Source organism: Aeromonas finlandensis, from assembly GCF_000764645.1.
GTDB classification, from domain to species: domain Bacteria; phylum Pseudomonadota; class Gammaproteobacteria; order Enterobacterales; family Aeromonadaceae; genus Aeromonas; species Aeromonas finlandensis.
This window is the reverse complement of record NZ_JRGK01000049.1, coordinates 1-21,472: the sequence shown is the minus strand read 5'-3', so window position 1 is coordinate 21,472 and position 21,472 is coordinate 1. Positions and strand designations below refer to the sequence as shown.

Genomic DNA, 21,472 nt, shown 5'->3' with positions numbered 1-21,472 from the left:
GATGAGCAGTATGATCTTTCATCGCCTCGCCTCCTTCTTGCTGCTGTGCAGCCTGCTTATTGCCGCCCCCCTGCGGGCGAGCGACGTCTTTACCCATATCAGCCCGGAGAGCGACCGGGACCAGCGCACCATCTATTTCCGCGAGCTGTTGCAGCTGGCGCTGGAGAAGACCCGCGACAGCTTCGGTGACTACGAGCTGCGGGCGGCACCGCCGATGAACCGGCTCCGGCTGCGCCAGGTGCTGGAGACCAACCTCTATCCCAACTTCTTTGCCGTTGATACCCCGCAGCCGGAGAGCGGCGAGGCCCTCGACTATGTTCGCTTCCCGGTGGAGCTCGGCATCCTCGGCTATCGCATCTGCTTCGTCAGCCCGCAGCAGGCGAAGGCGATTGCGGGGGTGACCCGCTTCGAGCAGCTCAAGCAGTACCAGAACGTGCAGGGGCGTGGCTGGCAGGATGCCGCCATTCTGCGGGCGGCTGGCCTGCAGGTACAGGAGGTGGACAGCTACGAGCGCCTGTTCAAGCTGGTGGCGCGCGGGCGGGCTGACCTCTTTTGCCGCGGCGCCAACGAGCTCTTTACCGAGCTGGAGCAGCACCGGGACGTGACCGGCCTCACCGTGGATCAGCACATCGCCCTGCACTACCCCTTCCTCCACCTCTTCTACACCTACAAGGGGAATCAGGCGGGGATCCAGCGCATTCAGGCCGGGCTCAAGCTGGCGTGGCGGGATGGCTCGCTGCAACAGCTCTGGCTGCGCCACTTCAAGCCCTCCCTCGATCAGGCCAGGCTCCACCAGCGGCGGCTGTTTGAGCTGCCCAATCCGCTGCTCAAAGGGATCGATTTTGACTACGACGCCTACCACTACGACCCGGTGACGGGCCGCTTCGGCCCCGGCTTGCCCTGAGCCGAAACCGGCAATCAGCGGCGTGGCCAGCCCTGCGGCTGGCCTTTTTCGTGCCATAACCATGCCAAATAGGCATAACTATTATTATTTAAATTCATTTTTTGAATGTTGATGTGCTGCATATACTGGGTGTCGCTTCACGGTTTCAGGTGTGATCCTGCCCGGCGCTAAAGCCTCGCGATTTGCCTGACCCGTCCTGCTGCGGCGTCTTGGTGTGTTGCATGAAGGCGTCCATCACTGGGCAGGGATCGATCCCTGCACGTATTACAGCTGACGGAGCCTTGTTATGCTTTATCCCCATACTTCCGCCCTGATTGTCGAAGGAGGTGCCATGCGCGGCATCTTCGCCAGTGGCGTGCTCGATGCCTTCATGGAAAGCCATTACTACCCGTTTGATTTCGTCATGGGGGTTTCTGCTGGAGCCACCAATCTGGTCTCTTATCTGAGCGAGCAGTCGCGCCGCAGCCATCGCATCATCACCGAGCTGGCCTGCAGTCCCCGTTTTCTCGATCCGCTGCGCTTCGTGAGAGGGGGCGATCTGGTGGATATCGGCTGGCTGTGGCGGGCCAGTCGCCACCGCTTCCCGCTCGATCTCGATACCTTCTGCGCCCGCGACACTCCCTTCTACGCGGTGACGACTGATGTGGCGAGCGGCGAGGCCATCTATCTGCAAGTGCGGCCGGAAAACATGGATGAGGTGCTGACCGCCACCTGCTCCCTGCCGGTAGTGCAGCGCGAGACTCCCTGCGTCGATGGTCGCCCGATGGCCGATGGCGGGATCAGTGACTCCATCCCGATGATTGAGGCCTATCGGCGTGGGGCCCGCCGGATCACGGTGATCCTGTCCGAGCCGTGGGGGTATCGCAAAAAACCACCTCGCTTCTGCTGGATGGTGAGGGTGTTGCTGAAAACCCAACCGGCGCTGGCACAGGCCATGCTGGTGCGGGATCGCGCCTACAACCAGGCCCTCGACTTTATTGCCAATCCACCCGCCGATTGCGAAATAGAGGTGATAGCGCCACCGGCTGATTTCATGGTCTCCCGGTTTACCCAGGATCCGACCAAGCTGGAGTCCGGCTATCTGCAGGGCTATTGGCTGGGGTGTCAGAGCCTGTTGCGTGCCCGCAGGGAGGCGCGGGCGGTGGCCTGAACGGCGGGTTGGTGCTGAACATAATGTGCTGACCAGTAAAAAGGGGAACCTCGCGGTTCCCCTTTTGCATGCTTGCGCGGCGGCAGGTGCTTACAGCATCTGCTTGAGGCGATAGAGCAGGTCGAGTGCCTGACGGGGGGTCAGCTCGTCCGGGCGCACCGCTGCCAGCTCTTCCACCACCGGATGGGGTTGCGGGGCGAGAGACACCGGAGCCGGGCGGGTTTCACCGGCGGCCACCGGAGTGGCGCTCTCCAGTTCGTGCAGTTTGTGACGGGCCTGCTGGATCACCGATTTCGGTACCCCGGCCAACGCCGCCACCTGCAGACCGTAGGAGCGGCTGGCCGCCCCTTCCTGCACCGCATGCATAAAGGCGATGGTGTCGCCGTGCTCCACTGCATCGAGATGGACGTTGGCCAGCCCGCTCATCAGCTCGGGCAAGCGGGTCAGCTCGAAGTAGTGGGTGGCGAACAGGGTGTAGGCGCCAATCTTGCTCGCCAGCTGTTCGGCGCAGGCCCACGCCAGCGAGAGGCCGTCGTAGGTGCTGGTGCCGCGGCCAATCTCGTCCATCAGCACCAGACTGCGGGCGGTGGCGTTGTTGAGGATGTTGGCGGTCTCGGTCATCTCTACCATAAAGGTGGAGCGGCCGGAGGCGAGATCGTCCGACGCCCCGATGCGGGTAAAGATGCGGTCGATGGGGCCGATGCGGGCGCTGTCGGCGGGCACGAAGGCGCCGATATGGGCCAGCAGCACGATCAGTGCGGTCTGGCGCATGTAGGTGGATTTACCGCCCATGTTGGGGCCGGTGATGATCAGCATCCGCCGTTCCCGCTCCAGCCGGATGGGGTTGGCGATAAAGGGATCGCTCATCACCTGCTCCACCACCGGATGGCGGCCTGCTTCGATCAGGATCTGATCCTCATCGATGAGCGTCGGGCAGCGATAGTCGAGGCTCTCGGCCCGCTCCGCCAGATTGGCCAGCACGTCCAGCTCAGCCAGTGCGGCAGCCGACTCCTGCAGATCGCCGAGGTGGGGCAGCAGGGCATCGAGCAGCTCTTCGTAGAGCCGCTTCTCCAGCGCCAGCGCCTGGGCCTGGGCGGTGAGCACCTTGTCCTCGTACTTCTTCAGCTCATCGATGATGTAGCGTTCGTTGTTCTTGAGGGTCTGGCGGCGGATGTAGTGGGCCGGCACCAGATGGCTGTTGGCACGGCTCACCTCGATATAGAAGCCGTGCACCTTGTTGTAACCCACCTTGAGGGTGTTGATGCCGGTCAGCAGCTTCTCCCGCTCCTCGATGCGGGCGAGGCTGGCGGTGGCGCCGTTGGCCAGATCCCGCAGCTCGTCCAGCTCCTGATTGAAGCCGTCACGGATCACGCCGCCATCACGGATCAGCACCGGCGGCACCTCCATCACCGCGCGCTCCAGCAGGTCGAGCAGCTCAGGGAAGGTGCTGGCGCGCTCGGCCAGCTGCTGCACTGCTTCGTGTTCGTTATCCGCCAGCAGGCGCTGCAATTCGGGCAACTGGGCAAAGGCCTGACGCAGCCGGGTGAGGTCGCGCGGACGGGCCGAACGCAGGGCGAGACGGGCCAGCACCCGCTCCACATCCCCCACCTGACGCAGCAGGTTGCCGAGCTCGTCATAGAGGTTCTGCTCGATCAACTCCTTGATGGTGCTCTGGCGACCCTTCAGGATCACCCGATCGCGGATCGGCTGGTGGATCCAGCGCTTGAGCAACCGGCTGCCCATGGGGGTGGCGGTGCGATCCAGCACCTCGGCCAGGGTATTTTCATAGCCACCGGCCAGATTCTGGGTCAGCTCCAGATTGCGGCGGGTGGCGGCATCCATGATGACGGCATGATCGGGCTGCTCGAGGCGCACGTTGCGGATGTGGGGCAGGGCGGTGCGCTGGGTGTCCTTGACGTACTGCATCAGGCAACCAGCGGCGCACAGGGCGGTCTCGCTCTTGTCGACGCCAAAGCCCACCAGATCCTGGGTGCCGAATTGCTGGCAGAGCAGCTTGCGAGCGGTGCCCAGCTCAAACTCCCACTCGGGGCGGCGACGCAGGCCGCGGCGACCTTCGATGTGGTGCAGAAACTCGAAGGATTCGGGATAGAGCAGCTCGGCCGGATTGGTGCGCTGCAGCTCGGCCAGTAAAGTCTCTTCCTTGTCGAACTGGTTGATGAAGAAGCGGCCGGAGCCGATGTCCATAGTGCCATAGCCGAAGCGGCGGCCATCGTGGTAGACGGCGGCGATCAGGTTGTCCTGCCGCTCGCTGAGCAGCGCCTCGTCGGAGACGGTGCCCGGGGTGATGATGCGGATCACCTTGCGCTCCACCGGCCCCTTGCTGGTGGCGGGATCCCCCACCTGCTCGCAGATGGCGGCAGATTCGCCGAGCTGCACCAGCTTGGCCAGATAGCCCTCGATGGCGTGATAGGGCACCCCCGCCATGGGAATCGGGCTGCCCGCGGACTGGCCGCGCTTGGTCAGGGAGATGTCGAGCAGTTGGGAGGCCTTGCGGGCATCGTCATAGAACAACTCGTAGAAGTCGCCCATCCGATAGAACAGCAGGATCTCCGGGTTCTCGGCCTTGAGGCCAAGGTACTGCTGCATCATGGGCGTGTGGGCGCTCAGATTGGCGCCGGGAGCGGAGCCAGTGGCGCCGCTGGCTTGGTGTTGTGCGGTCATGTTCTGTTCCAGAAGGGGCCTCTGCGGGCCAGTGTCTGCGGTGATGAGCCTTGAGCTTGATGGCGCCATTCTACACATAAGCGCCGCGACGGGGGAGGTAGTGTTCCGGGCGCGGCTGCTCTGCAGTATTGAAGGCGTGACCCCGGTGCGACGCCTCATTGCAGCAGGCAAGCGCGGACTGCCGTGGTTGCGGGGGGCGGTAGCGGGATCGCATAATGTGCCTCTTGAGCGGATCAGAAGGAGTCGTGATGAAACTGGATGCAGAGATAGAGCACCTTGCCATCGAGCTGGGACGGGCCCTCGGTCAACGGGGCTGGCTGGCGGCGACCGCCGAATCCTGTACTGGCGGCGGGGTGGCCAGCGCCATCACCGACATCGCGGGCAGCTCCGGCTGGTTCGATCGCGGTTTTGTCACCTACACCAACGAGGCCAAGCAGCAGATGCTGGGGGTGAGTGGCGAGACTCTTGCGCAGCATGGCGCGGTGAGCGAAGCCGTGGTGCTTGAGATGGCCCGCGGCGCGCTGGCCCACTCGTCGGCCGCCATCAGTGTGGCCATCAGCGGCATCGCTGGCCCCGGCGGCGCCACCGAGGACAAGCCGGTCGGCACCGTTTGGTTCGCCTGGGCCGACCGCAACGGCCGCCACCACTCCCTGCTCGCCCGCTTCGACGGGGATCGCCGACAGGTGCGCCAGCAGGCGGTGAGACAGGCCTTGTCGGGTCTGTTGGCCCTGCTCAGATAAATTGGGCTTGATACTGTATGAATAGACAGTATACTTAGCCCAACTTCACTTCTTACTCACGATTTCCAGCGGAGATTGGCATGGATCAGAACAAACAGAAGGCACTGGCGGCTGCGCTGGGTCAGATTGAAAAGCAGTTCGGCAAAGGTTCCATCATGCGTCTGGGCGACAGCAAGACCATGGATATCGAAGCCATCTCTACCGGTTCCCTCTCGCTGGACGTGGCGCTGGGCATCGGCGGTCTGCCGTGTGGCCGTATCGTCGAGATCTACGGCCCGGAATCTTCCGGTAAAACTACCCTCACCCTGCAGGTGATCGCGGAAGCCCAGAAGAAAGGCAAAACCTGTGCCTTCGTCGATGCGGAACACGCACTCGACCCTATCTATGCTGCCAAGCTGGGCGTCAACGTTGACGACCTGCTGATCTCCCAGCCGGATACCGGTGAACAGGCGCTGGAAATCTGCGACATGCTGGTGCGCTCCAATGCGGTTGACGTCATCATCGTCGACTCCGTGGCGGCCCTGACCCCGAAAGCGGAAATCGAAGGGGAGATGGGTGACTCCCACGTTGGCCTGCAGGCCCGTTTGATGTCCCAGGCGCTGCGCAAGCTGACAGCCAACATCAAGAACGCCAACTGCCTGTGCATCTTCATCAACCAGATCCGGATGAAGATCGGCGTCATGTTCGGTAGCCCGGAGACCACTACCGGTGGTAACGCGCTCAAGTTCTACGCCTCCGTGCGTCTGGATATCCGTCGTATCGGCGCCATCAAGGAAGGCGACGAAGTGGTCGGTAACGAGACCCGCGTCAAAGTGGTCAAGAACAAGGTGGCCCCGCCCTTCAAGCAGGCTGAATTCCAGATCTTCTACGGTGCTGGCATCTCCAAAGAGGGCGAGCTGGTGGATCTGGGCGTCAAGCACAAGCTGATCGACAAGGCGGGTGCCTGGTACAGCTACAACGGCGAGAAGATCGGTCAGGGCAAGGCCAACGTCATGAAGCTGTTCGCCGAGAACAAGGTGATGGCTGGCGAAGTGGAAGCCCGCCTGCGCGAGCTGCTGCTCTCCGGTGCCGTACCGGCAGAAAAGCCTGTGGCTGCTGCCGCTGAAGAGTTTGAAGACGAAAGCGAACAAGAGTTCGAATAAGGTAAAGGAGGCCGGGTTGATACCCGGCCTTGTCATTTATGGTCGATGAATCTCTCCCTGAACCCGTTGAACTCTCCTTTGAAGAGTTGTTTGCTGCTGCCCGCGCCTTTGCCATGCGCAGTCTGGCCCGTCGCGAGAGCGCCGAGTCGGAGCTGGCCAACCGGCTGCGCCAGCAGGGTTTCAATGAAGAGGTGATCGAGGCGGTAGTCGACTACTGCCGCGGTTACAACTGGGTCAACGATGAACGTTACGGCGGCATGGCGGTGCGGGCCGGTGCCGCCAAGGGGCATGGCCCTATCAAGATCCGCTTCGATCTGCGCCGCAAGGGGCTCGACGATATGCAGATTGATGCTGCATTCGATCAACCGGAGCTGGACTGGTTCGAGCTGGCATTTGCCCTGCTCGAACGGCGCGCCCGGTTGGCCGATCTGGCGGATTTCAAGCTGCGGATGAAGTGGCTCAAGTACCTGCTGGGGCGTGGTTTTACCCAGGAGCAGGCGCGTTATGCTATCTCAGCCCTGCAAGAGGCGGCCGCAGAGTAGTCGGCGGTGGTGCCTTGTCGCGTGATGCAAGGTCGTGCGACGACGTGGTGCCCACCCTATTGTTAGACATATCGATCACACGACGGAGCCTCTTTTTCGGCTCACGCAGATGGAGTGCCGCAGGCCGTGCCGCTCGTCACTGTTACGGCCTTCCGGCAGCGTTCTTTCCTTTTTCTGGTACCACGCGGTGATACCCCTTATCTCGCCTTTATAGGATTTTCCCTGCCCATTCAGTGGCTTGGGGGCCGGGTGTGATGAAAGGCCGGTTCTGCCGCGTTACCTGCCTATTTTCCGCTGCTTTTGGCCTGATCACCGGCTCAAAAAGCGCCGGTTTGCCTCCCTTTTCTCTTCGTATCCATTTATGCGCGCTTTTTCGCCCGTGACGGGCCTGTACGTTTTACTTTACCCCGCAGAAAACTTACATTAATGCGGTTAAAAGTCCGTATTCGAATCAAGCAGGATTTTCCATGTATATGTCCACGTCAGAGATACGCGCTGCGTTTCTCGAGTATTTCCGTTCCCAGGGACACCAGGTTGTCTCCTCCAGCTCGCTGGTACCGCATAACGACCCGACCCTGTTGTTTACCAACGCGGGTATGAACCAGTTCAAGGATGTGTTCCTTGGCGCCGAGAAGCGTGCCTACAACCGCGCCACCACGTCCCAGCGTTGTGTCCGTGCCGGTGGTAAACACAATGACCTGGAAAACGTCGGCTATACCGCCCGTCACCACACCTTCTTCGAAATGCTGGGCAACTTCAGCTTCGGTGACTACTTCAAACAGGATGCCATCAAGTTTGCATGGGGCTTCCTGACCGAGGTGCTGCAGCTGCCGAAAGATCGCCTGCTGGTGACCGTCTACGCGACTGACGATGAAGCTTTCGATATCTGGGAAAAAGAGGTCGGTGTCCCGGCCGATCGCATCGTGCGCATCGGTGACAACAAGGGTGCCCCTTACGCTTCCGACAACTTCTGGGCGATGGGCGATACCGGCCCGTGCGGTCCCTGCACCGAGATCTTCTATGACCACGGCGATCACATCTGGGGTGGCCGTCCCGGCTCACCGGAAGAGGATGGCGACCGTTTCATCGAGATCTGGAACGTGGTGTTCATGCAGTTCAACCGTCAGGCTGACGGCACCATGGAGCCGCTGCCGCGTCCGTCCGTGGATACCGGCATGGGTCTGGAGCGGATCTCCGCCATCATGCAGGGCGTGCACTCCAACTACGAAATCGACATCTTCCAGGCGCTGATCAAGAAAGCGGCCGAGATTGTCGGCACTACCGATCTGAGCAACCAGTCCCTGCGCGTCATCGCTGACCACATCCGCTCCTGCGCCTTCCTGGTGGCAGATGGCGTGATGCCGTCCAACGAAGGTCGTGGCTATGTGCTGCGCCGCATCATCCGCCGCGCCGTGCGTCATGGTCGCAAGCTGGGTGCCACCGACGTCTTCTTCTACAAACTGGCTGCCGAGCTGGCGGTGCAGATGAAGGATGTCGCTGCCGAGCTGATCGCCCAGCTGCCGCTGGTCGAGCGTGTGCTGCGCATCGAAGAGGAGCAGTTCGTCCGCACTCTGGATCGCGGTCTGTTGCTGCTGGAAGACGCTCTGGCCAACCTGGGCGATGCCAAGGTTATTCCGGGCGAAGTGGTGTTCAAGCTCTATGACACTTACGGCTTCCCGGCCGACCTGACTGCCGACGTGGTGCGCGAGCGCGAGATCGGCATCGACGAAGAGGGCTTCAAGGCCGAGATGGAGAAGCAGCGTGCTCGTGCCAAGGAAGCGTCCAGCTTCGGCGTGAACTACAACGAGATGCTCAAGCTCGACTTCGAGACCCCCTTCACCGGTTACAAGACCCTGAGCGAGCGCACTCGCGTGGTCGGCATCTACAAGGGTGTGGAAGAGGTGAGCGGTCTCATCGCCGGTGACGAAGCTGTCATCGTGCTGGAAGAGACCCCCTTCTACGCCGAGTCCGGCGGCCAGATTGGCGACAGCGGTACTCTGAAAGTGGACGACGGCATCTTTGCCGTGACCGACACCCTGAAAGCGGGCAAGGCGATCATCCACAAGGGCTACATGGAGCTGGGCACCCTGGAGAAGGGCGCCGAAGTGGAAGCTGTGGTTGATGGCGATCGTCGTCAGGCCGTTGCTCTGAACCACTCGGTGACTCACCTGCTGCACGCCGCCCTGCGTCAGGCACTGGGCGATCACGTCACCCAGAAAGGTTCTCTGGTGGGGGCCGAGCGCATGCGCTTTGACTTCTCCCACTTCGAGGGGCTGACCATGGCGACCATTCGCCGGGTCGAGGAGCTGGTCAACAACCAGATCCGCGCCAACCACGAAATCAACACCCAGGTGATGGATCTGGAAGCGGCCAAGGCTGCCGGTGCCATGGCGCTGTTTGGTGAGAAATATGAAGACGACGTGCGCGTGGTGCGCATGGGCGACTACTCCACCGAGCTGTGCGGCGGTACTCACGCCAAGCGCACCGGTGATATCGGCTTCTTCAAGATCATCGCCGAGAGCGGTATCGCTGCTGGTGTGCGCCGTATCGAAGCGGTGACCGGTAAGGCTGCCATCGACTTCATGCATCAGGTTGGCGAGCAGATCGAAGAGGCTGCCGCACTGGTGAAAGGTGACCAGTTCTGCATCGCCGACAAGGTTCGCCAGATGCTGGACAAAGCCAAAATGATGGAGCGCGAGCTGGAGCAGCTCAAGGCCAAGCTGGCCGCTCAGGCCGGTAACGACCTGCTGGGTCAGGTGATCGAGATCAACGGTCAGAAGGTGCTGGTTGCAGCGCTGGAAGGGGCCGATCCGAAATCCCTGCGCGGCATGCTGGACGAGCTGAAGAATCAGATGAAGTCCGGTGTCGTGCTGCTGGCAACCTGTGCCGATGGCAAGGTCAACCTGATCGCCGGTGTCACCAACGACCTGACCGGTAAGGTCAAGGCTGGCGAGCTGGTCAATCTGGTTGCCCAGCAGGTGGGTGGCAAGGGCGGTGGTCGTCCGGACATGGCTCAGGCGGGTGGTACCCAGCCGGAAGCTGTGCCTGCGGCGCTGCAATCTGTTCACTCCTGGCTGGAAGAGCGCCTGTAAGCGGGCGAGGTGATCTGTGGCACTCTATGTACAGAAGTACGGCGGCACCTCGGTCGGCACACTGGAGCGGATCGAGGCGGTAGCTGAGCGGGTCGAGCAGACCCGCGCCCAGGGACACGACGTGGTGGTGGTTGTCTCCGCCATGTCGGGCGAAACCAACCGGTTGCTGGGCATGGCCCAGCAGCTGGATCCTGATGCCAACCGGCGCGAGATGGATGTGCTGGTCTCCACCGGTGAGCAGGTCACCATAGCGCTGCTGGCGATCGCGTTGAACAAACGCGGTTGTCCTGCGGTCTCAATGACCGGTGATCAGGTGCGCATTCATACCGATTCCGCTTATGGCAAGGCGCGCATCACCCACATCGACACCGCACTGGTTCAGGCTGAACTGGGGGCGGGCAAGGTGGTGGTGATCGCCGGTTTTCAGGGCCGTGACGAGCATAACGCCATCACGACGCTGGGCCGCGGTGGCTCGGACACCACGGCGGTTGCCGTGGCGGCGGCCATCAAGGCTGATGAGTGCCAAATCTTTACCGATGTGGATGGGGTATACACCACGGATCCGCGCATCGAGCCCAAGGCGCGTCGTCTCGACACCATCACCTTCGAGGAGATGCTGGAGATGGCCAGTCTTGGTGCCAAGGTGCTGCAGATCCGCTCGGTGGAGTTTGCGGGCAAGTACCGCGTCCCGCTGCGGGTGCTGTCGAGCTTTATCGATGGAGAGGGAACCTTAATCACATATGGAGGTGAGAGGATGGAAGCTCCCCTGGTATCCGGGATCGCTTTTAACCGCAACGAGGCCAGCCTGACTATTCTGGGTGTGCCCGACAGGCCAACCGTTGCTGCGCAGATCCTGAATCCGATCAGCGACGCCAACATCGATGTCGACATGATTGTGCAGAACACCCTGGGCGATGGCACTGCCGACTTCACCTTCACGGTGAATCGTGACGACTACCGCCGCGCCCGGGCACTGCTGGAGGAGACCGCCACTGCGCTGGGCGCCTCCTGCGTACAGGGAAATGGCGAGATTGCCAAGGTCTCCATTGTCGGTGTCGGCATGTGGAACCATCCCGGTGTTGCGCGCACCATGTTCAAGGTATTGGGCGAGGAGGGGATTAACATGCAGTTGATCTCGACCTCTGAAATCAAAATCTCTGTGGTGATTGACGAGAAGTATCTGGAGCTGGCGGTGCGAGCCCTGCACGCGGCTTTCGGGTTGGATCAGGCCCCGCAGGAGCAGCCCTTGGGCTAACGATCTCTGATTGATTTAGTTTCAACCATTTACCATATCGGTATCTTTGTAAGATAATGTCGCATATCGATATAAAAACAAAACAGGATACAGGAGCAAGCGAATGCTTATTTTGACTCGTCGTGTTGGGGAAACCCTGATGATTGGTGATGAAGTGACTGTCACCGTACTGGGCGTTAAAGGTAATCAGGTCCGTATCGGTGTCAACGCACCGAAAGAGGTCTCTGTGCACCGCGAAGAGATCTACCAGCGCATCCAGGCTGAGAAAGTTCCGGGCCAACCGGGTTTCTAAGCTGTCTGCATGGCTGTGACAAGGCGACACCTTATGTGTCGCCTTTTGTTTTTTATGGTCCGCAAAATCGCCCTGCAAGGCGCGAAACTGCGGGATAAGTACCGATATTGTTTGAATATTCCACGCTTTGGCCAAATGCTGAGCGAACGCACTTTTTTCTCCAAAAAAGTGTTTGACTAAAAATCCCTGTGAAGTATTATCAGCCCCGCAAACGGAGAGGTGGCCGAGAGGCTGAAGGCGCTCCCCTGCTAAGGGAGTATGCGGCTTATACCCGCATCGGGGGTTCGAATCCCCCCTTCTCCGCCATTTGCGCCCGTAGCTCAGCTGGATAGAGTACCTGGCTACGAACCAGGTGGTCAGAGGTTCGAATCCTCTCGGGCGCACCATATTACGACTCAAGCAAGAGTCATGTGTTGACCATCAGCAAGTCGACACTTTGGAAAAGGCTTACTGATAAGTAAGCTTTTTTTATCGTTTTAAATCAGGGCGCCCGTAGCTCAGCTGGATAGAGTACCTGGCTACGAACCAGGTGGTCAGAGGTTCGAATCCTCTCGGGCGCACCATTTAAAACAACACAACGATTTATGAGCGCCCGTAGCTCAGCTGGATAGAGTACCTGGCTACGAACCAGGTGGTCAGAGGTTCGAATCCTCTCGGGCGCACCATTTTTCAAGCAGTACCAAAAGTTTGTGAGCGCCCGTAGCTCAGCTGGATAGAGTACCTGGCTACGAACCAGGTGGTCAGAGGTTCGAATCCTCTCGGGCGCACCATATTTCAAGCAGTACCAAAAGTTTATGAGCGCCCGTAGCTCAGCTGGATAGAGTACCTGGCTACGAACCAGGTGGTCAGAGGTTCGAATCCTCTCGGGCGCACCATACAGACAGCCTCGACTTCGGTCGGGGCTGTTTTTTTATGGGCGACAGTTAGCGCTGTGGTGTGGCTCCCCATTCGCTGTGGCGGCCGGATCGCCCTCCCGCCTCTCTTCGCTTACCATCCTCCATTCCCCCTTTTTGCCATTGCGTCGAGCTCTTCTGACCGGTACCACGCCTTGCCACTCATTGCTTCATCTGCAGGTGCTCTGTATGCCTGTTGCTGCCACGGGAGAGGACGCGTAGCTCATCAAGCAGGCTGTGGCAGCCGACATCCTCTACGGCCCGCAGAGGCGTTTTGCGGGCAATAAAAAAGGATGCCGCAGCATCCTTTTGTGTGAAGAGATCCACTCAGCTTTTCAGCCATTTGCGAATGCGGTTGGCATCGCCGATGGGGGTGCGTTTGCCCACCGAGTTGAGCAGCACGATGGCGAGCTCCTGGCTATCCGGTTTGGCACGCATCACCAGACAGCGTCCCGCTTCATCGGTAAAGCCGGTCTTGGAGAGGCGCACGTCCCAATCCGGGTTCTTCACCAGCGGATTGGTGTTGTTGAACATCAGGCTGTAGGCAGGGGCGCTGAACCGCATCTCCCGGTTCTCATCCTGAGTGAACTGGCGGATCAGCGGCTGACGATAGGCGGCGGTCGCCAGCTTGCCGAGATCCTGGGCGGTGGAGACGTTGCGGGTCGAGAGACCGGTGGAGTCGTAGAAGTGGGTATTGCGCATCCCGAGCGCTCTGGCCTTGTTGTTCATGGCGCGCACGAAGGCTGTACGTCCGCCCGGGTAGTGGCGTGACAGGGCTGAGGCCATCCGGTTTTCTGAAGACATCAGTGCCAGGTGCAGGGCGTCGCGACGGCTCACTTTGGTACCCATACGGATGCGTGAATGAGTGTGCTTGACCCGATCGATATCATCCTTGTCGACGGTGATGGTCTGGTCGAGATTCTGTCTGGCATCCAGTACCACCAGCGCTGTCATCAGCTTGGTGAGGGAGGCGATGGGACGTACCTTGGTGGCATTCTTCTGATAGAGCGTCTTGCCCGTTTTTACATCCACGACCAGAGCGCTGCCGGAGCGGATCTCCAGTTTTGCGGGGTTGGGCGCTGCGCTGACCGCAGGCAATCCCAGCATTCCAATCAATCCAAAAAGCAGCGCAACTGCGCGAATCCGACACCGCATACTACCGACTCCATTCCCATCCAAAAAAGGCGCTAGATTCACTCATTTTTACTCCTGCTTTACAAGATCCGACAGGGACTATTTCTGCTATTTGCGCAAAAAGACGATCAAAAAAGCCCTCTGGCGAGGGCTTTCTGGCAAGGCGTTGCGCGAGGGGTCAGTCCCGCGGCTGTGCGGCCTTGCGCTTGCTGATCCAGCGCCAGACCAGCGCTACCATGCCACCCACCAGCAGGACCACCGGCAGATAGATGATGATGTTGAAGAACTGGGTCTGGTATTCGGCTGCCAGCTTGGTGTGGCTCAGGTAGTAGCCGATGCCGACCAGCGGGCAGATCCACATGATGGAGCTGATCAGATTGACGATGAGAAAGCGTCCCTGGGGCAGCTCGGTGGCACCGACGATATAGGGATAGGCGGTGCGGACGAAGGCGATATAGCGAGCGGTGATCAGGGTGATGATCCCGTACTTGTCCAGCAGGTGGTAGACCTTCTGCTGGTGCCTCTCTTCCACATGGGACATCAGCCGGTGGTAGAGCTGGGTATGACCGAGAAAGCGCCCTTGCATGTAACCGAGCCAGGTGCCGACAAAGGTGGCCATGATCAGCAGCGGAACCACCCCGATGGAAAGCACGTCCTGATAGATAAGTACGCCGGTCAGCAGCAGCAGGCTGTCACCGGGCAGAAAGGCGGTAGGGATGAATCCGTTTTCCAGTACCAGAAACGTCAAAATCACACCACAGATCATGAAGGCCATCTTGGGATCGGACAGTGTGTTCAGATCGTGATTCATAAAGGCGTGAGCCAGTTGGTAAAACTGCTCCATACTTGCAAACTCCGCAGGTTAGCTGGGTTGATCGGTCAAGGGCATGGCGAGCACCTTGTCGATGCGCAGGCCATCCATGTCAACAATTTCCAGTTGCCACTGTTCCAGTGTCACCAGATCTCCGGTTTTTGGAACACGACCAAGGAGCAGCATGATAAGCCCTCCGAGGGTGTGATAGTGATGTTTTTCTTCTTCTGGCAGACGAACCAGCTCCAGACAGTCCTTCAACTCCGGCAGCGGGATCAGACCATCGAGCAACCAGCTGCCATCGGCGCGCAGGAATGCCCAGTTGTCGGTGCCATCCTCCTGCTGGAAATCCCCTGCCAGTGCCTCCAGCAGATCCTGCTGGGTAACCAGCCCCTGCAACTCGCCATACTCGTCCACCACCAGCGCCATCTGTTCACTGTGGGTGCGGAAGTGGTTGAGCAGCTCGACGCCGTTGAGGGTCTCGGGCAGCAGGCTGCCCTCCTGGGTCAGGGCAGCCAGCTCGATGGGCTCCCCCTTGATATAGGCGTGCAGCACCTTGCTGACATTGATGATACCCACCAATTCTGACAGGTTGCCGTCGCAGACCGGAAAATAGCTGTGGCGATACTCCACCAGCCGCTGCAGGTTGGTCTCCAGCGGCAGCGCCAGATCCAGATAGCGGATATCGCTGCGCGGCACCATCAGGGAGGAGAGGCTGCGCTCGTCGAGACGGAAGACGTTGCGCAGCATGGTGTGTTCATGATCCTCGATCACCCCGGCTTCCGATCCCTCCACCAGCATGGCGTGGATCTCCTCCTCGGTGACGTTGGCGTTGCCATTCTGGTTGACCCGCAGCAGTCGCAGGGACGCATTGGTGGAGGCTGATAGCAGCCAGACGAAGGGGCGGGTCAGGGTGGCGAGCCAGTGCATGGGGCGGGCCACCAGACAGGCGATGCGCTCGGCATTGAGCTGGCCAAGCCGTTTGGGCACCAGCTCCCCCACCACGATGGAGAGGTAAGTGACCACCACCACCACGATGACGGTGGCGATCAGGCCACTGCTCTTGGCCGGGAGTCCCCACTCCTGCAACCAGAGGGAGAAGGGTTGGGCCAGCAGGGATTCGCCGTAGATACCGTTGAGCAGACCGATGCTGGTAATGCCGATTTGGACGGCGGAGAGAAAATGGGTCGGGTCTTCACCCAGTTTGAGGGCGATGGCGGCGGAGCGGTTGCCTTCATTGGCAAGTTTGCCGAGGCGCGCCTTGCGTGCAGTGACGATGGCGATTTCTGACATGGCGAAGACGCCATTAAGCAAAATCAATCCCAGCAGGATCAATATTTCCATACAGCAACAGCACCTCTTGAGTAGATAAGATCGCTGGCAGTGTAATGAATTTGGCGGCGATGCGCTTGTGAAAGCGGGTGATCCGGCTCGCTAATTTGATGACAGCTGCCCGTGATGGCTGAAAATGATGGTGGAAAAAAGGGATGGGGGGCGCCCGCCAAGTGGAGCCTCGGGCGAGGCGGGCGTCGCGGGATGGAAAAGGGCGGGAAGTCCCGCCCTTGCTCATCACTGTTCAGACAAGCCTTATCAGAACTGCTGGAACCAGCGTTGGATCTGGGCCGGATCCTTGCTCTGGGTCAGGGAGAGCATCAGCAGGATGCGGGATTTTTGCGGGTTGAGGGTGCCGGAGGCCACGAAGCCATATTTGGCATCATCGATCTCGGCATCCAGGGTGGTGGCGCCGGTCGGTACGCGGGCGGAGCGCACCACGCGAATACCATCCTTGCTTGCCTTGGCCAGGGTATCGAACAGGGTGTGGTAGAGGTTGCCGTTACCGACACCGGCACTGACGATACCGTCGAACTTGGCATCCACCATCGCCTTGGCTGGCAGATCGGTGGCGTTGGCATAGTTGTAGACGATGCCCACTTGCGGCAGCTTGTCGAGCTTGCTCACGTCAAACGGCGTTTTGCTGGTGTGCAGGCGGGCCGGGGTGCGCTGATAGTCGATCTTGCCGTTGTGGATGTAACCCAGCGGGCCGAAGTTGGGGGAGGCGAAGGTCTGCACCCCGGTGGTGTTGGTCTTGGTGACGTCGCGGGCATCCAGCACGGTGTCGTTCATCGCCACCATCACGCCACGGCCCTTGGAGCTCGGGTCAGAGGCGGTCACCACGGCGTTGTAGAGGTTGAGCGGGCCATCGGCACTCATGGCGGTGGAGGGGCGCATGGCGCCGACCAGCACCACCGGCTTGTCGCTCTTGACGGTCAGGTTGAGGAAGTAGGCGGTCTCTTCCATGGTGTCGGTGCCGTGGGTGATGACGATGCCATCCACGTCATCCTTGGCCAGCAGCTCGTTGACCCGCTTGGCCAGCTTGAGCCACACCTCGTCGTTCATGTCCTGGGAGCCGATCTTGACCACCTGCTCACCCTGCACATCGGCCACGTTCTTCATCTCGGGAACTGCAGCGATCAGGGTCTCGATAGCTACCTTGCCGGCCTCGTAGTTGGACTGGGTAGCCGACTGGCCTGCCCCGGCGATGGTGCCGCCGGTCGCCAGAATGTGCACGTTGGGCAGGGCCATGGCCATCGGGGAGAGGGTCAGGCCGACAACGGCGGCGAGCAGGGTCTTGCGGATCGGTAGGGTCATGCTGCAAATCCTTATGGTTGGAATAATCGCAGCAAGTTTGCCTACTTAACCACCGGTGTCTGTGATAAAACTCACCAAAAGACAGGTGAGTACAGATTTTTAACCTGTTTTATACCTCTATAGAGATAAATTAACCTGCCTGAAAGCCCTTGGCTTCGATCAGGGCGATCAGCTCGGCCTTGCTCAGCCCGCTCTCGATGACGGCCTTGCTGCTGCCGAAATCGACGGTCGCGGTGGTGACCGCAGGCTGGGCCAGCAGGGCTTTTTGCAGGCTGGCGGCGCAGCCACCACAGGACATGCCGGAGACGGTGAGTTCGATGGTCATAAATGTTCTCCTCGGTTGATATGTCACAAGGGTAAAGCTGCCGCCTCCGGCAAGGTCAAGCCGTCAGTACATCAAGCCCAGAGAGTTCATCAGGGTTGCTCCCAGCCGGTGTGTGGGTGAGATGCGAGCCAAGGTTCGTGGTGGCGATGAGGTTGGCAGTCTCCTCTGGCAGGGTCAGTACATCAAACCGAGGTAATTCATCAGGGTCGCTCCCAGACTGGTGGTAACCAGCGAGCCGAGGGTGGTGGTGGCGATGATGTTCGCGGCCAGCACGCTGTCGCCCCCCATGGCGCGGGTCATCACATAGCTGGCGGCGGCAGTCGGGGTGGCGCTGATGAGAAACAGGATGCCGAGCTCCAGATGGCTGAAGCCGAGCAGGGCAGCCCCCAGAGTAAAAGCTGCCGGGATCAGGCAGAGGCGCATCACGCTGGCCCAGCCGGTCAGCGCTGCCCCGCCACGCAGGGCGCCAAGACTGAGGGAGGCGCCGGTGCAGAGCAGCGCCAGCGGCAACGTCATGTTGGCGAAGTAGCTGCCGGTGGTGAGCAGCAGTTGTGGCATCTTGATGCCGAGCAGGCTGAACGGCAGCGCCGCCACGATGGCGATGATCAGCGGATTCTTGATAATGCCGAGCAGGATGGGGCGAATGCCGGTTGCCCCGCCGAGGCTGCGGGTGAGGGTGATCACCGCGAGGATGTTGTAGAGCACGGTCACCGCGCCAACATAGAGTGCTGCCGCTCCCAGCCCCTCGTGGCCATAGGCGTTCTGCACATAGGCGAGCCCGATGATGGCGCTGTTGCCGCGAAAACTCCCCTGCACGAAGATGCCGCGCAGTCGCTGCTCGCCGATAAAGCGGCCCGCCAGCAGCTCCAGCACCAGATAGCTGATGACGGTGGCGAGCAGGCCATAGCCGATAAACCAGAGGCTCGGCATGGTGGCGAAGTTGGTGCCCAGAATGCTGAGAAAGAGCAGGGCGGGCAGAGTGACCTGAAACACCAGTCGCGAGGCGGACTCGGTAAAGGGGTCCGGCAGCAGCCCCAGCCGCTTGAGCAAGATGCCGAGCAGCAGCACCACGCAGATAGGGCCTGTGATGGAGAGGGAGAAGAGCAGACTGGCCAGCAGATCCATGATGGGCATCCTGTGCTGTGCCCACACACCCTGACGGCGGGGCAAAAAGGGCATTCTAACGCCATGGGCTTGTATTCACAGGGGTTAATCACAACAATGTGCAATTCCACCGCCTAGCCTCCTGTGAGCCAATTCATGGACAAGAAACTGACCATCCTCGATATCGCCCGACTGAGTGGCGTCGGCAAGTCGACCGTCTCCCGGGTGCTCAATCAGGATCCCAAGGTGAAGCAGGAGACCCGCGAGCGGGTGGAGCAGATCATCGCCGAACACGGCTTTGTGCCGAGCAAGTCGGCGCGGGCGATGCGCAGCCAGAGCCAGCAGGTGGTGGGGATCATTGTCTCGCGGCTCGACTCCAGCTCGGAGAATCAGGCGGTGCGCGGCATGCTGGAGACCCTCTACCAGCGCGGCTACGACGCCGTACTGATGGAGAGCAAGTTCTCCCCCGCCAAGGTGCAGGAGCATCTGGCGGTGCTGGAGCGGCGCGGGGTGGATGGCATTATCCTGTTTGCCTTCAACGAGTTGGACTATGCCGCCATGGCCCAGCTGAAAGATAAGCTGGTGCTGGTCGCCCGCGAATACCCCGGTTTCTCCTCGGTCTGCTTCGACGACGCCGGTGCGGTGCGCACCATGCTGGGCCAGCTTGCCGCTCGCGGCATCCGCGACATCGCCTATCTGGGGGTGGATGCCTCGGATCTCACCACCGGCCAGCGCCGCCTCGACGCCTATCTCGGCTACTGTGCAGAGCAGGGGGTGAACCCGCACAGCGCCCTCGGCGATCTCAGCCTGCAGAGCGGCTACCGGCTGGCTGCCGAGCTGCTTACCCCCACCACCCAGGCGCTGGTCTGCGCCAGTGACACCCTCGCCATCGGTGCGGCAAAATACCTGCAAGAACAAGGGCGTAGCGAGGTGCTGGTGACCGGCCTTGGCAACAACCCCATGCTCAGCTTCCTCTTCCCCAACGCCCTCAGTCTCGATCTGGGCTACAAGGGGGCGGGGGAGCAGGCGGCGCGCCAGCTGCTCGGCCAGATCGAGCTGGAGCAGCCTCCGCTGGCGACCATAGCCCCCTGCCAAACCCTGTGAGCCCCATCACTTCAGGCTGAACAAAAAACAGGCTTTTTGTGACGCTGGCCACGAATTGGGAACGTTCCCATTCTGATCTGGCAAGATTGTCGGCATGCTAAATGGGAACGATACCAAAAGCGCTCCGGCCGATAGACTGGTTCAAAAGGGCGATGCAGACCACGATTCAATGGCGTCACAGAGGGAAGACCCATGTCCAAGATCAACGCACAACAGCTTGCCACCCTGATCGACAAGATTGGCGGCAAGGAGAACATCGCCACCGTCAGCCACTGCCTGACCCGGTTGCGCTTCGTCCTGAACGATCCGGCCAAAGCCGACAGCAAGGCCATCGAGACCATCCCGGCGGTGAAGGGCTGCTTCACCAACGCCGGTCAGTTCCAGGTGGTGATCGGCAACGAGGTGGATCAGTGGTACAAGGCGCTGACCGAACAGCTCGGTGTCAGCGGTGGCAGCAAGGAGGCCGCCAAGCAGGCGGCGCGCCAGAACATGAACCCGCTGGAGCGGGGCATCTCCCATCTGGCGGAGATCTTCGTGCCGCTGCTGCCCGCCATCATCACCGGCGGTCTGATCCTGGGCTTTCGCAACGTCATCGGCGACATCAAGATGTTCGACGATGGCACGCACACCCTCACCGAGATCAGCCAGTTCTGGGCTCAGGTGCACGCCTTCCTCTGGTTGCTGGGTGAGGCCATCTTCCACTTCCTGCCGGTGGGCGTCTGCTGGTCGGCGGTGAAGAAGATGGGCGGCTCCGAGATCCTCGGTATCGTGCTGGGCATCACGCTGGTGTCGCCGCAGCTGATGAACGCCTACGGCATCGGTCAGCAGACCCCGGAGGTGTGGGACTTCGGTCTGTTCGTGATCCAGAAGGTGGGTTATCAGGCGCAGGTCATTCCGGCCCTGCTGGCGGGGGTATTCCTGGCCTGGGTGGAGACCCACCTCAAGCGGATCATTCCGGCCTATCTCTATCTGGTGATCGTGCCGTTTGTCTCGCTGCTGCTGGCAGTGATCGTGGCCCACGCCTTTATCGGCCCGTTCGGTCGCTGGCTGGGTGATGGTGTCGGCTTTGCCGCCAAGGCCGCCATGACCGGCTCCTTTGCTCCCATCGGTGCCGCCCTGTTCGGCTTTTTCTATGCACCGCTGGTCATCACCGGCATTCACCACACTACCAACGCGGTGGATCTGCAGCTGATGCAGAGCATGGGTGGCACGCCAATCTGGCCGCTGATCGCGCTCTCCAACATCGCTCAAGCATCTGCGGTCGTCGGCATCATTCTGATTAGCCGCAAGGAGAACGAGCGGGAGATCTCGGTGCCAGCCGCCATCTCCGCCTACCTTGGGGTGACCGAACCGGCCATGTACGGCATCAACCTCAAGTACAAGTTCCCCATGCTGTGCGCCATGGTGGGCTCGAGCCTCGCGGCCCTTATCTGCGGCTTCGCCGGGGTGATGGCCAACGGCATCGGGGTCGGGGGGCTGCCGGGCATCCTCTCCATCCAGCCGCAATACTGGGCCGTTTACGCCGTTGCCATGCTGGTTGCCATCGTGGTGCCGCTGGCGCTGACCCTGCTGGTCTACCAGCGCCAGCAAGCAGCTGGCAAGTTGGCCCAAGCCAGCGCCTGACACTGATTATCAGGGCGACCCGCGGGTCGC

17 protein-coding genes and 6 tRNA genes are annotated in these 21,472 nt (G+C 60.7%); 16 read left to right on the top strand and 7 right to left on the bottom strand.

Annotation, left to right across the window (positions count from 1 at the left end; genetic code table 11):
• The first annotated feature begins 10 nt into the window (after nucleotides 1–10).
• On the top strand, nucleotides 11–904 hold the full coding sequence (locus tag LD28_RS0106500; protein ID WP_033136182.1) for a type 2 periplasmic-binding domain-containing protein: 894 nt from the start codon (nucleotides 11–13) through the stop codon (nucleotides 902–904).
• 286 nt (nucleotides 905–1,190) lie between these two features.
• Nucleotides 1,191–2,054: a patatin-like phospholipase family protein gene (locus LD28_RS0106495; protein WP_033136181.1), complete on the top strand. Its 864-nt coding sequence runs from the start codon at nucleotides 1,191–1,193 to the stop codon at nucleotides 2,052–2,054.
• 90 nt (nucleotides 2,055–2,144) lie between these two features.
• Here the strand turns inward: LD28_RS0106495 and mutS are convergent, their stop codons facing one another.
• Nucleotides 2,145–4,736: a DNA mismatch repair protein MutS gene (gene mutS / locus LD28_RS0106490; RefSeq protein WP_033136180.1), complete on the bottom strand. Its 2,592-nt coding sequence runs from the start codon at nucleotides 4,734–4,736 to the stop codon at nucleotides 2,145–2,147.
• 248 nt (nucleotides 4,737–4,984) lie between these two features.
• On the opposite strand from mutS, the gene pncC reads away from it, so the two are divergent.
• The 12 genes from pncC (at nucleotide 4,985) to LD28_RS0106430 (ending at nucleotide 12,674) form a co-directional block, all read left to right on the top strand.
• Entirely contained in the window at nucleotides 4,985–5,476 is a 492-nt protein-coding gene (gene pncC / locus LD28_RS0106485; RefSeq protein WP_033136179.1) for a nicotinamide-nucleotide amidase, read from the top strand.
• Nucleotides 5,477–5,556: 80 nt separating this feature from the next.
• Nucleotides 5,557–6,618 (top strand): recombinase RecA, encoded by a 1,062-nt coding sequence (recA, locus tag LD28_RS0106480; RefSeq protein ID WP_033136178.1) that lies wholly within the window; start codon nucleotides 5,557–5,559, stop codon nucleotides 6,616–6,618.
• 38 nt (nucleotides 6,619–6,656) lie between these two features.
• Nucleotides 6,657–7,160: a regulatory protein RecX gene (locus LD28_RS0106475; RefSeq protein WP_033136177.1), complete on the top strand. Its 504-nt coding sequence runs from the start codon at nucleotides 6,657–6,659 to the stop codon at nucleotides 7,158–7,160.
• 467 nt (nucleotides 7,161–7,627) lie between these two features.
• Nucleotides 7,628–10,252: an alanine--tRNA ligase gene (gene alaS / locus LD28_RS0106470; protein WP_033136176.1), complete on the top strand. Its 2,625-nt coding sequence runs from the start codon at nucleotides 7,628–7,630 to the stop codon at nucleotides 10,250–10,252.
• A 16-nt stretch (nucleotides 10,253–10,268) separates the two neighbouring features.
• Entirely contained in the window at nucleotides 10,269–11,507 is a 1,239-nt protein-coding gene (locus LD28_RS0106465; protein WP_033136175.1) for an aspartate kinase, read from the top strand.
• Between the two features lie 103 nt (nucleotides 11,508–11,610).
• Nucleotides 11,611–11,799, top strand: a complete 189-nt coding sequence (gene csrA / locus LD28_RS0106460; protein ID WP_005336053.1) for a carbon storage regulator CsrA — start codon at nucleotides 11,611–11,613, stop codon at nucleotides 11,797–11,799.
• 213 nt (nucleotides 11,800–12,012) lie between these two features.
• Nucleotides 12,013–12,105, top strand: a tRNA-Ser gene (locus LD28_RS0106455).
• A gap of 3 nt (nucleotides 12,106–12,108) precedes the next feature.
• A tRNA-Arg gene (locus LD28_RS0106450) sits at nucleotides 12,109–12,185 on the top strand.
• Between the two features lie 100 nt (nucleotides 12,186–12,285).
• A tRNA-Arg gene (locus tag LD28_RS0106445) sits at nucleotides 12,286–12,362 on the top strand.
• A gap of 25 nt (nucleotides 12,363–12,387) precedes the next feature.
• Nucleotides 12,388–12,464: transfer RNA gene (locus LD28_RS0106440), tRNA-Arg, on the top strand.
• A 28-nt stretch (nucleotides 12,465–12,492) separates the two neighbouring features.
• Nucleotides 12,493–12,569, top strand: a tRNA-Arg gene (locus LD28_RS0106435).
• A 28-nt stretch (nucleotides 12,570–12,597) separates the two neighbouring features.
• Nucleotides 12,598–12,674: transfer RNA gene (locus LD28_RS0106430), tRNA-Arg, on the top strand.
• A 345-nt stretch (nucleotides 12,675–13,019) separates the two neighbouring features.
• Here LD28_RS0106430 and pbpG read toward each other — a convergent pair.
• From pbpG to LD28_RS0106400, 6 genes are all read right to left on the bottom strand, one after another.
• Nucleotides 13,020–13,847 (bottom strand): D-alanyl-D-alanine endopeptidase, encoded by an 828-nt coding sequence (pbpG, locus tag LD28_RS0106425; RefSeq protein WP_033136174.1) that lies wholly within the window; start codon nucleotides 13,845–13,847, stop codon nucleotides 13,020–13,022.
• Nucleotides 13,848–14,004: 157 nt separating this feature from the next.
• Nucleotides 14,005–14,670 carry a DedA family protein gene (locus LD28_RS0106420; RefSeq protein ID WP_033136173.1) on the bottom strand — a complete coding sequence of 222 codons (666 nt, stop codon included), beginning with the start codon at nucleotides 14,668–14,670 and terminating at the stop codon, nucleotides 14,005–14,007.
• Nucleotides 14,671–14,688: 18 nt separating this feature from the next.
• Nucleotides 14,689–15,981, bottom strand: coding sequence for a hemolysin family protein (locus tag LD28_RS0106415; protein ID WP_033136172.1), 1,293 nt, complete (start codon nucleotides 15,979–15,981; stop codon nucleotides 14,689–14,691).
• Between the two features lie 246 nt (nucleotides 15,982–16,227).
• Entirely contained in the window at nucleotides 16,228–17,286 is a 1,059-nt protein-coding gene (ansB, locus tag LD28_RS0106410; protein WP_033136171.1) for an L-asparaginase 2, read from the bottom strand.
• Between the two features lie 130 nt (nucleotides 17,287–17,416).
• Nucleotides 17,417–17,611 (bottom strand): heavy-metal-associated domain-containing protein, encoded by a 195-nt coding sequence (locus tag LD28_RS0106405; RefSeq protein ID WP_033136170.1) that lies wholly within the window; start codon nucleotides 17,609–17,611, stop codon nucleotides 17,417–17,419.
• 174 nt (nucleotides 17,612–17,785) lie between these two features.
• Nucleotides 17,786–18,736 (bottom strand): AEC family transporter, encoded by a 951-nt coding sequence (locus LD28_RS0106400; protein WP_033136169.1) that lies wholly within the window; start codon nucleotides 18,734–18,736, stop codon nucleotides 17,786–17,788.
• 135 nt (nucleotides 18,737–18,871) lie between these two features.
• On the opposite strand from LD28_RS0106400, the gene treR reads away from it, so the two are divergent.
• Both treR and treB read left to right on the top strand, forming a co-directional pair.
• Nucleotides 18,872–19,819 carry a trehalose operon repressor TreR gene (gene treR, locus LD28_RS0106395; RefSeq protein WP_033136168.1) on the top strand — a complete coding sequence of 316 codons (948 nt, stop codon included), beginning with the start codon at nucleotides 18,872–18,874 and terminating at the stop codon, nucleotides 19,817–19,819.
• Between the two features lie 192 nt (nucleotides 19,820–20,011).
• Entirely contained in the window at nucleotides 20,012–21,442 is a 1,431-nt protein-coding gene (treB, locus tag LD28_RS0106390) for a PTS trehalose transporter subunit IIBC (RefSeq protein WP_033136167.1), read from the top strand.
• Nucleotides 21,443–21,472 lie beyond the last annotated feature (30 nt).

Bases quoted from the DNA above. Each gene is read 5' to 3' on its own strand.
- LD28_RS0106500 (WP_033136182.1), top strand. From the start codon at position 11: ATGATCTTTCATCGCCTCGCCTCCTTCTTGCTGCTGTGCAGCCTGCTT.
- LD28_RS0106495 (WP_033136181.1), top strand. From the start codon at position 1,191: ATGCTTTATCCCCATACTTCCGCCCTGATTGTCGAAGGAGGTGCCATG.
- mutS (WP_033136180.1), bottom strand. From the start codon at position 4,736: ATGACCGCACAACACCAAGCCAGCGGCGCCACTGGCTCCGCTCCCGGC.
- pncC (WP_033136179.1), top strand. From the start codon at position 4,985: ATGAAACTGGATGCAGAGATAGAGCACCTTGCCATCGAGCTGGGACGG.
- recA (WP_033136178.1), top strand. From the start codon at position 5,557: ATGGATCAGAACAAACAGAAGGCACTGGCGGCTGCGCTGGGTCAGATT.
- LD28_RS0106475 (WP_033136177.1), top strand. From the start codon at position 6,657: ATGGTCGATGAATCTCTCCCTGAACCCGTTGAACTCTCCTTTGAAGAG.
- alaS (WP_033136176.1), top strand. From the start codon at position 7,628: ATGTATATGTCCACGTCAGAGATACGCGCTGCGTTTCTCGAGTATTTC.
- csrA (WP_005336053.1), top strand. From the start codon at position 11,611: ATGCTTATTTTGACTCGTCGTGTTGGGGAAACCCTGATGATTGGTGAT.
- pbpG (WP_033136174.1), bottom strand. From the start codon at position 13,847: ATGCGGTGTCGGATTCGCGCAGTTGCGCTGCTTTTTGGATTGATTGGA.
- LD28_RS0106420 (WP_033136173.1), bottom strand. From the start codon at position 14,670: ATGGAGCAGTTTTACCAACTGGCTCACGCCTTTATGAATCACGATCTG.
- LD28_RS0106415 (WP_033136172.1), bottom strand. From the start codon at position 15,981: ATGGAAATATTGATCCTGCTGGGATTGATTTTGCTTAATGGCGTCTTC.
- ansB (WP_033136171.1), bottom strand. From the start codon at position 17,286: ATGACCCTACCGATCCGCAAGACCCTGCTCGCCGCCGTTGTCGGCCTG.
- LD28_RS0106405 (WP_033136170.1), bottom strand. From the start codon at position 17,611: ATGACCATCGAACTCACCGTCTCCGGCATGTCCTGTGGTGGCTGCGCC.
- LD28_RS0106400 (WP_033136169.1), bottom strand. From the start codon at position 18,736: ATGGATCTGCTGGCCAGTCTGCTCTTCTCCCTCTCCATCACAGGCCCT.
- treR (WP_033136168.1), top strand. From the start codon at position 18,872: ATGGACAAGAAACTGACCATCCTCGATATCGCCCGACTGAGTGGCGTC.
- treB (WP_033136167.1), top strand. From the start codon at position 20,012: ATGTCCAAGATCAACGCACAACAGCTTGCCACCCTGATCGACAAGATT.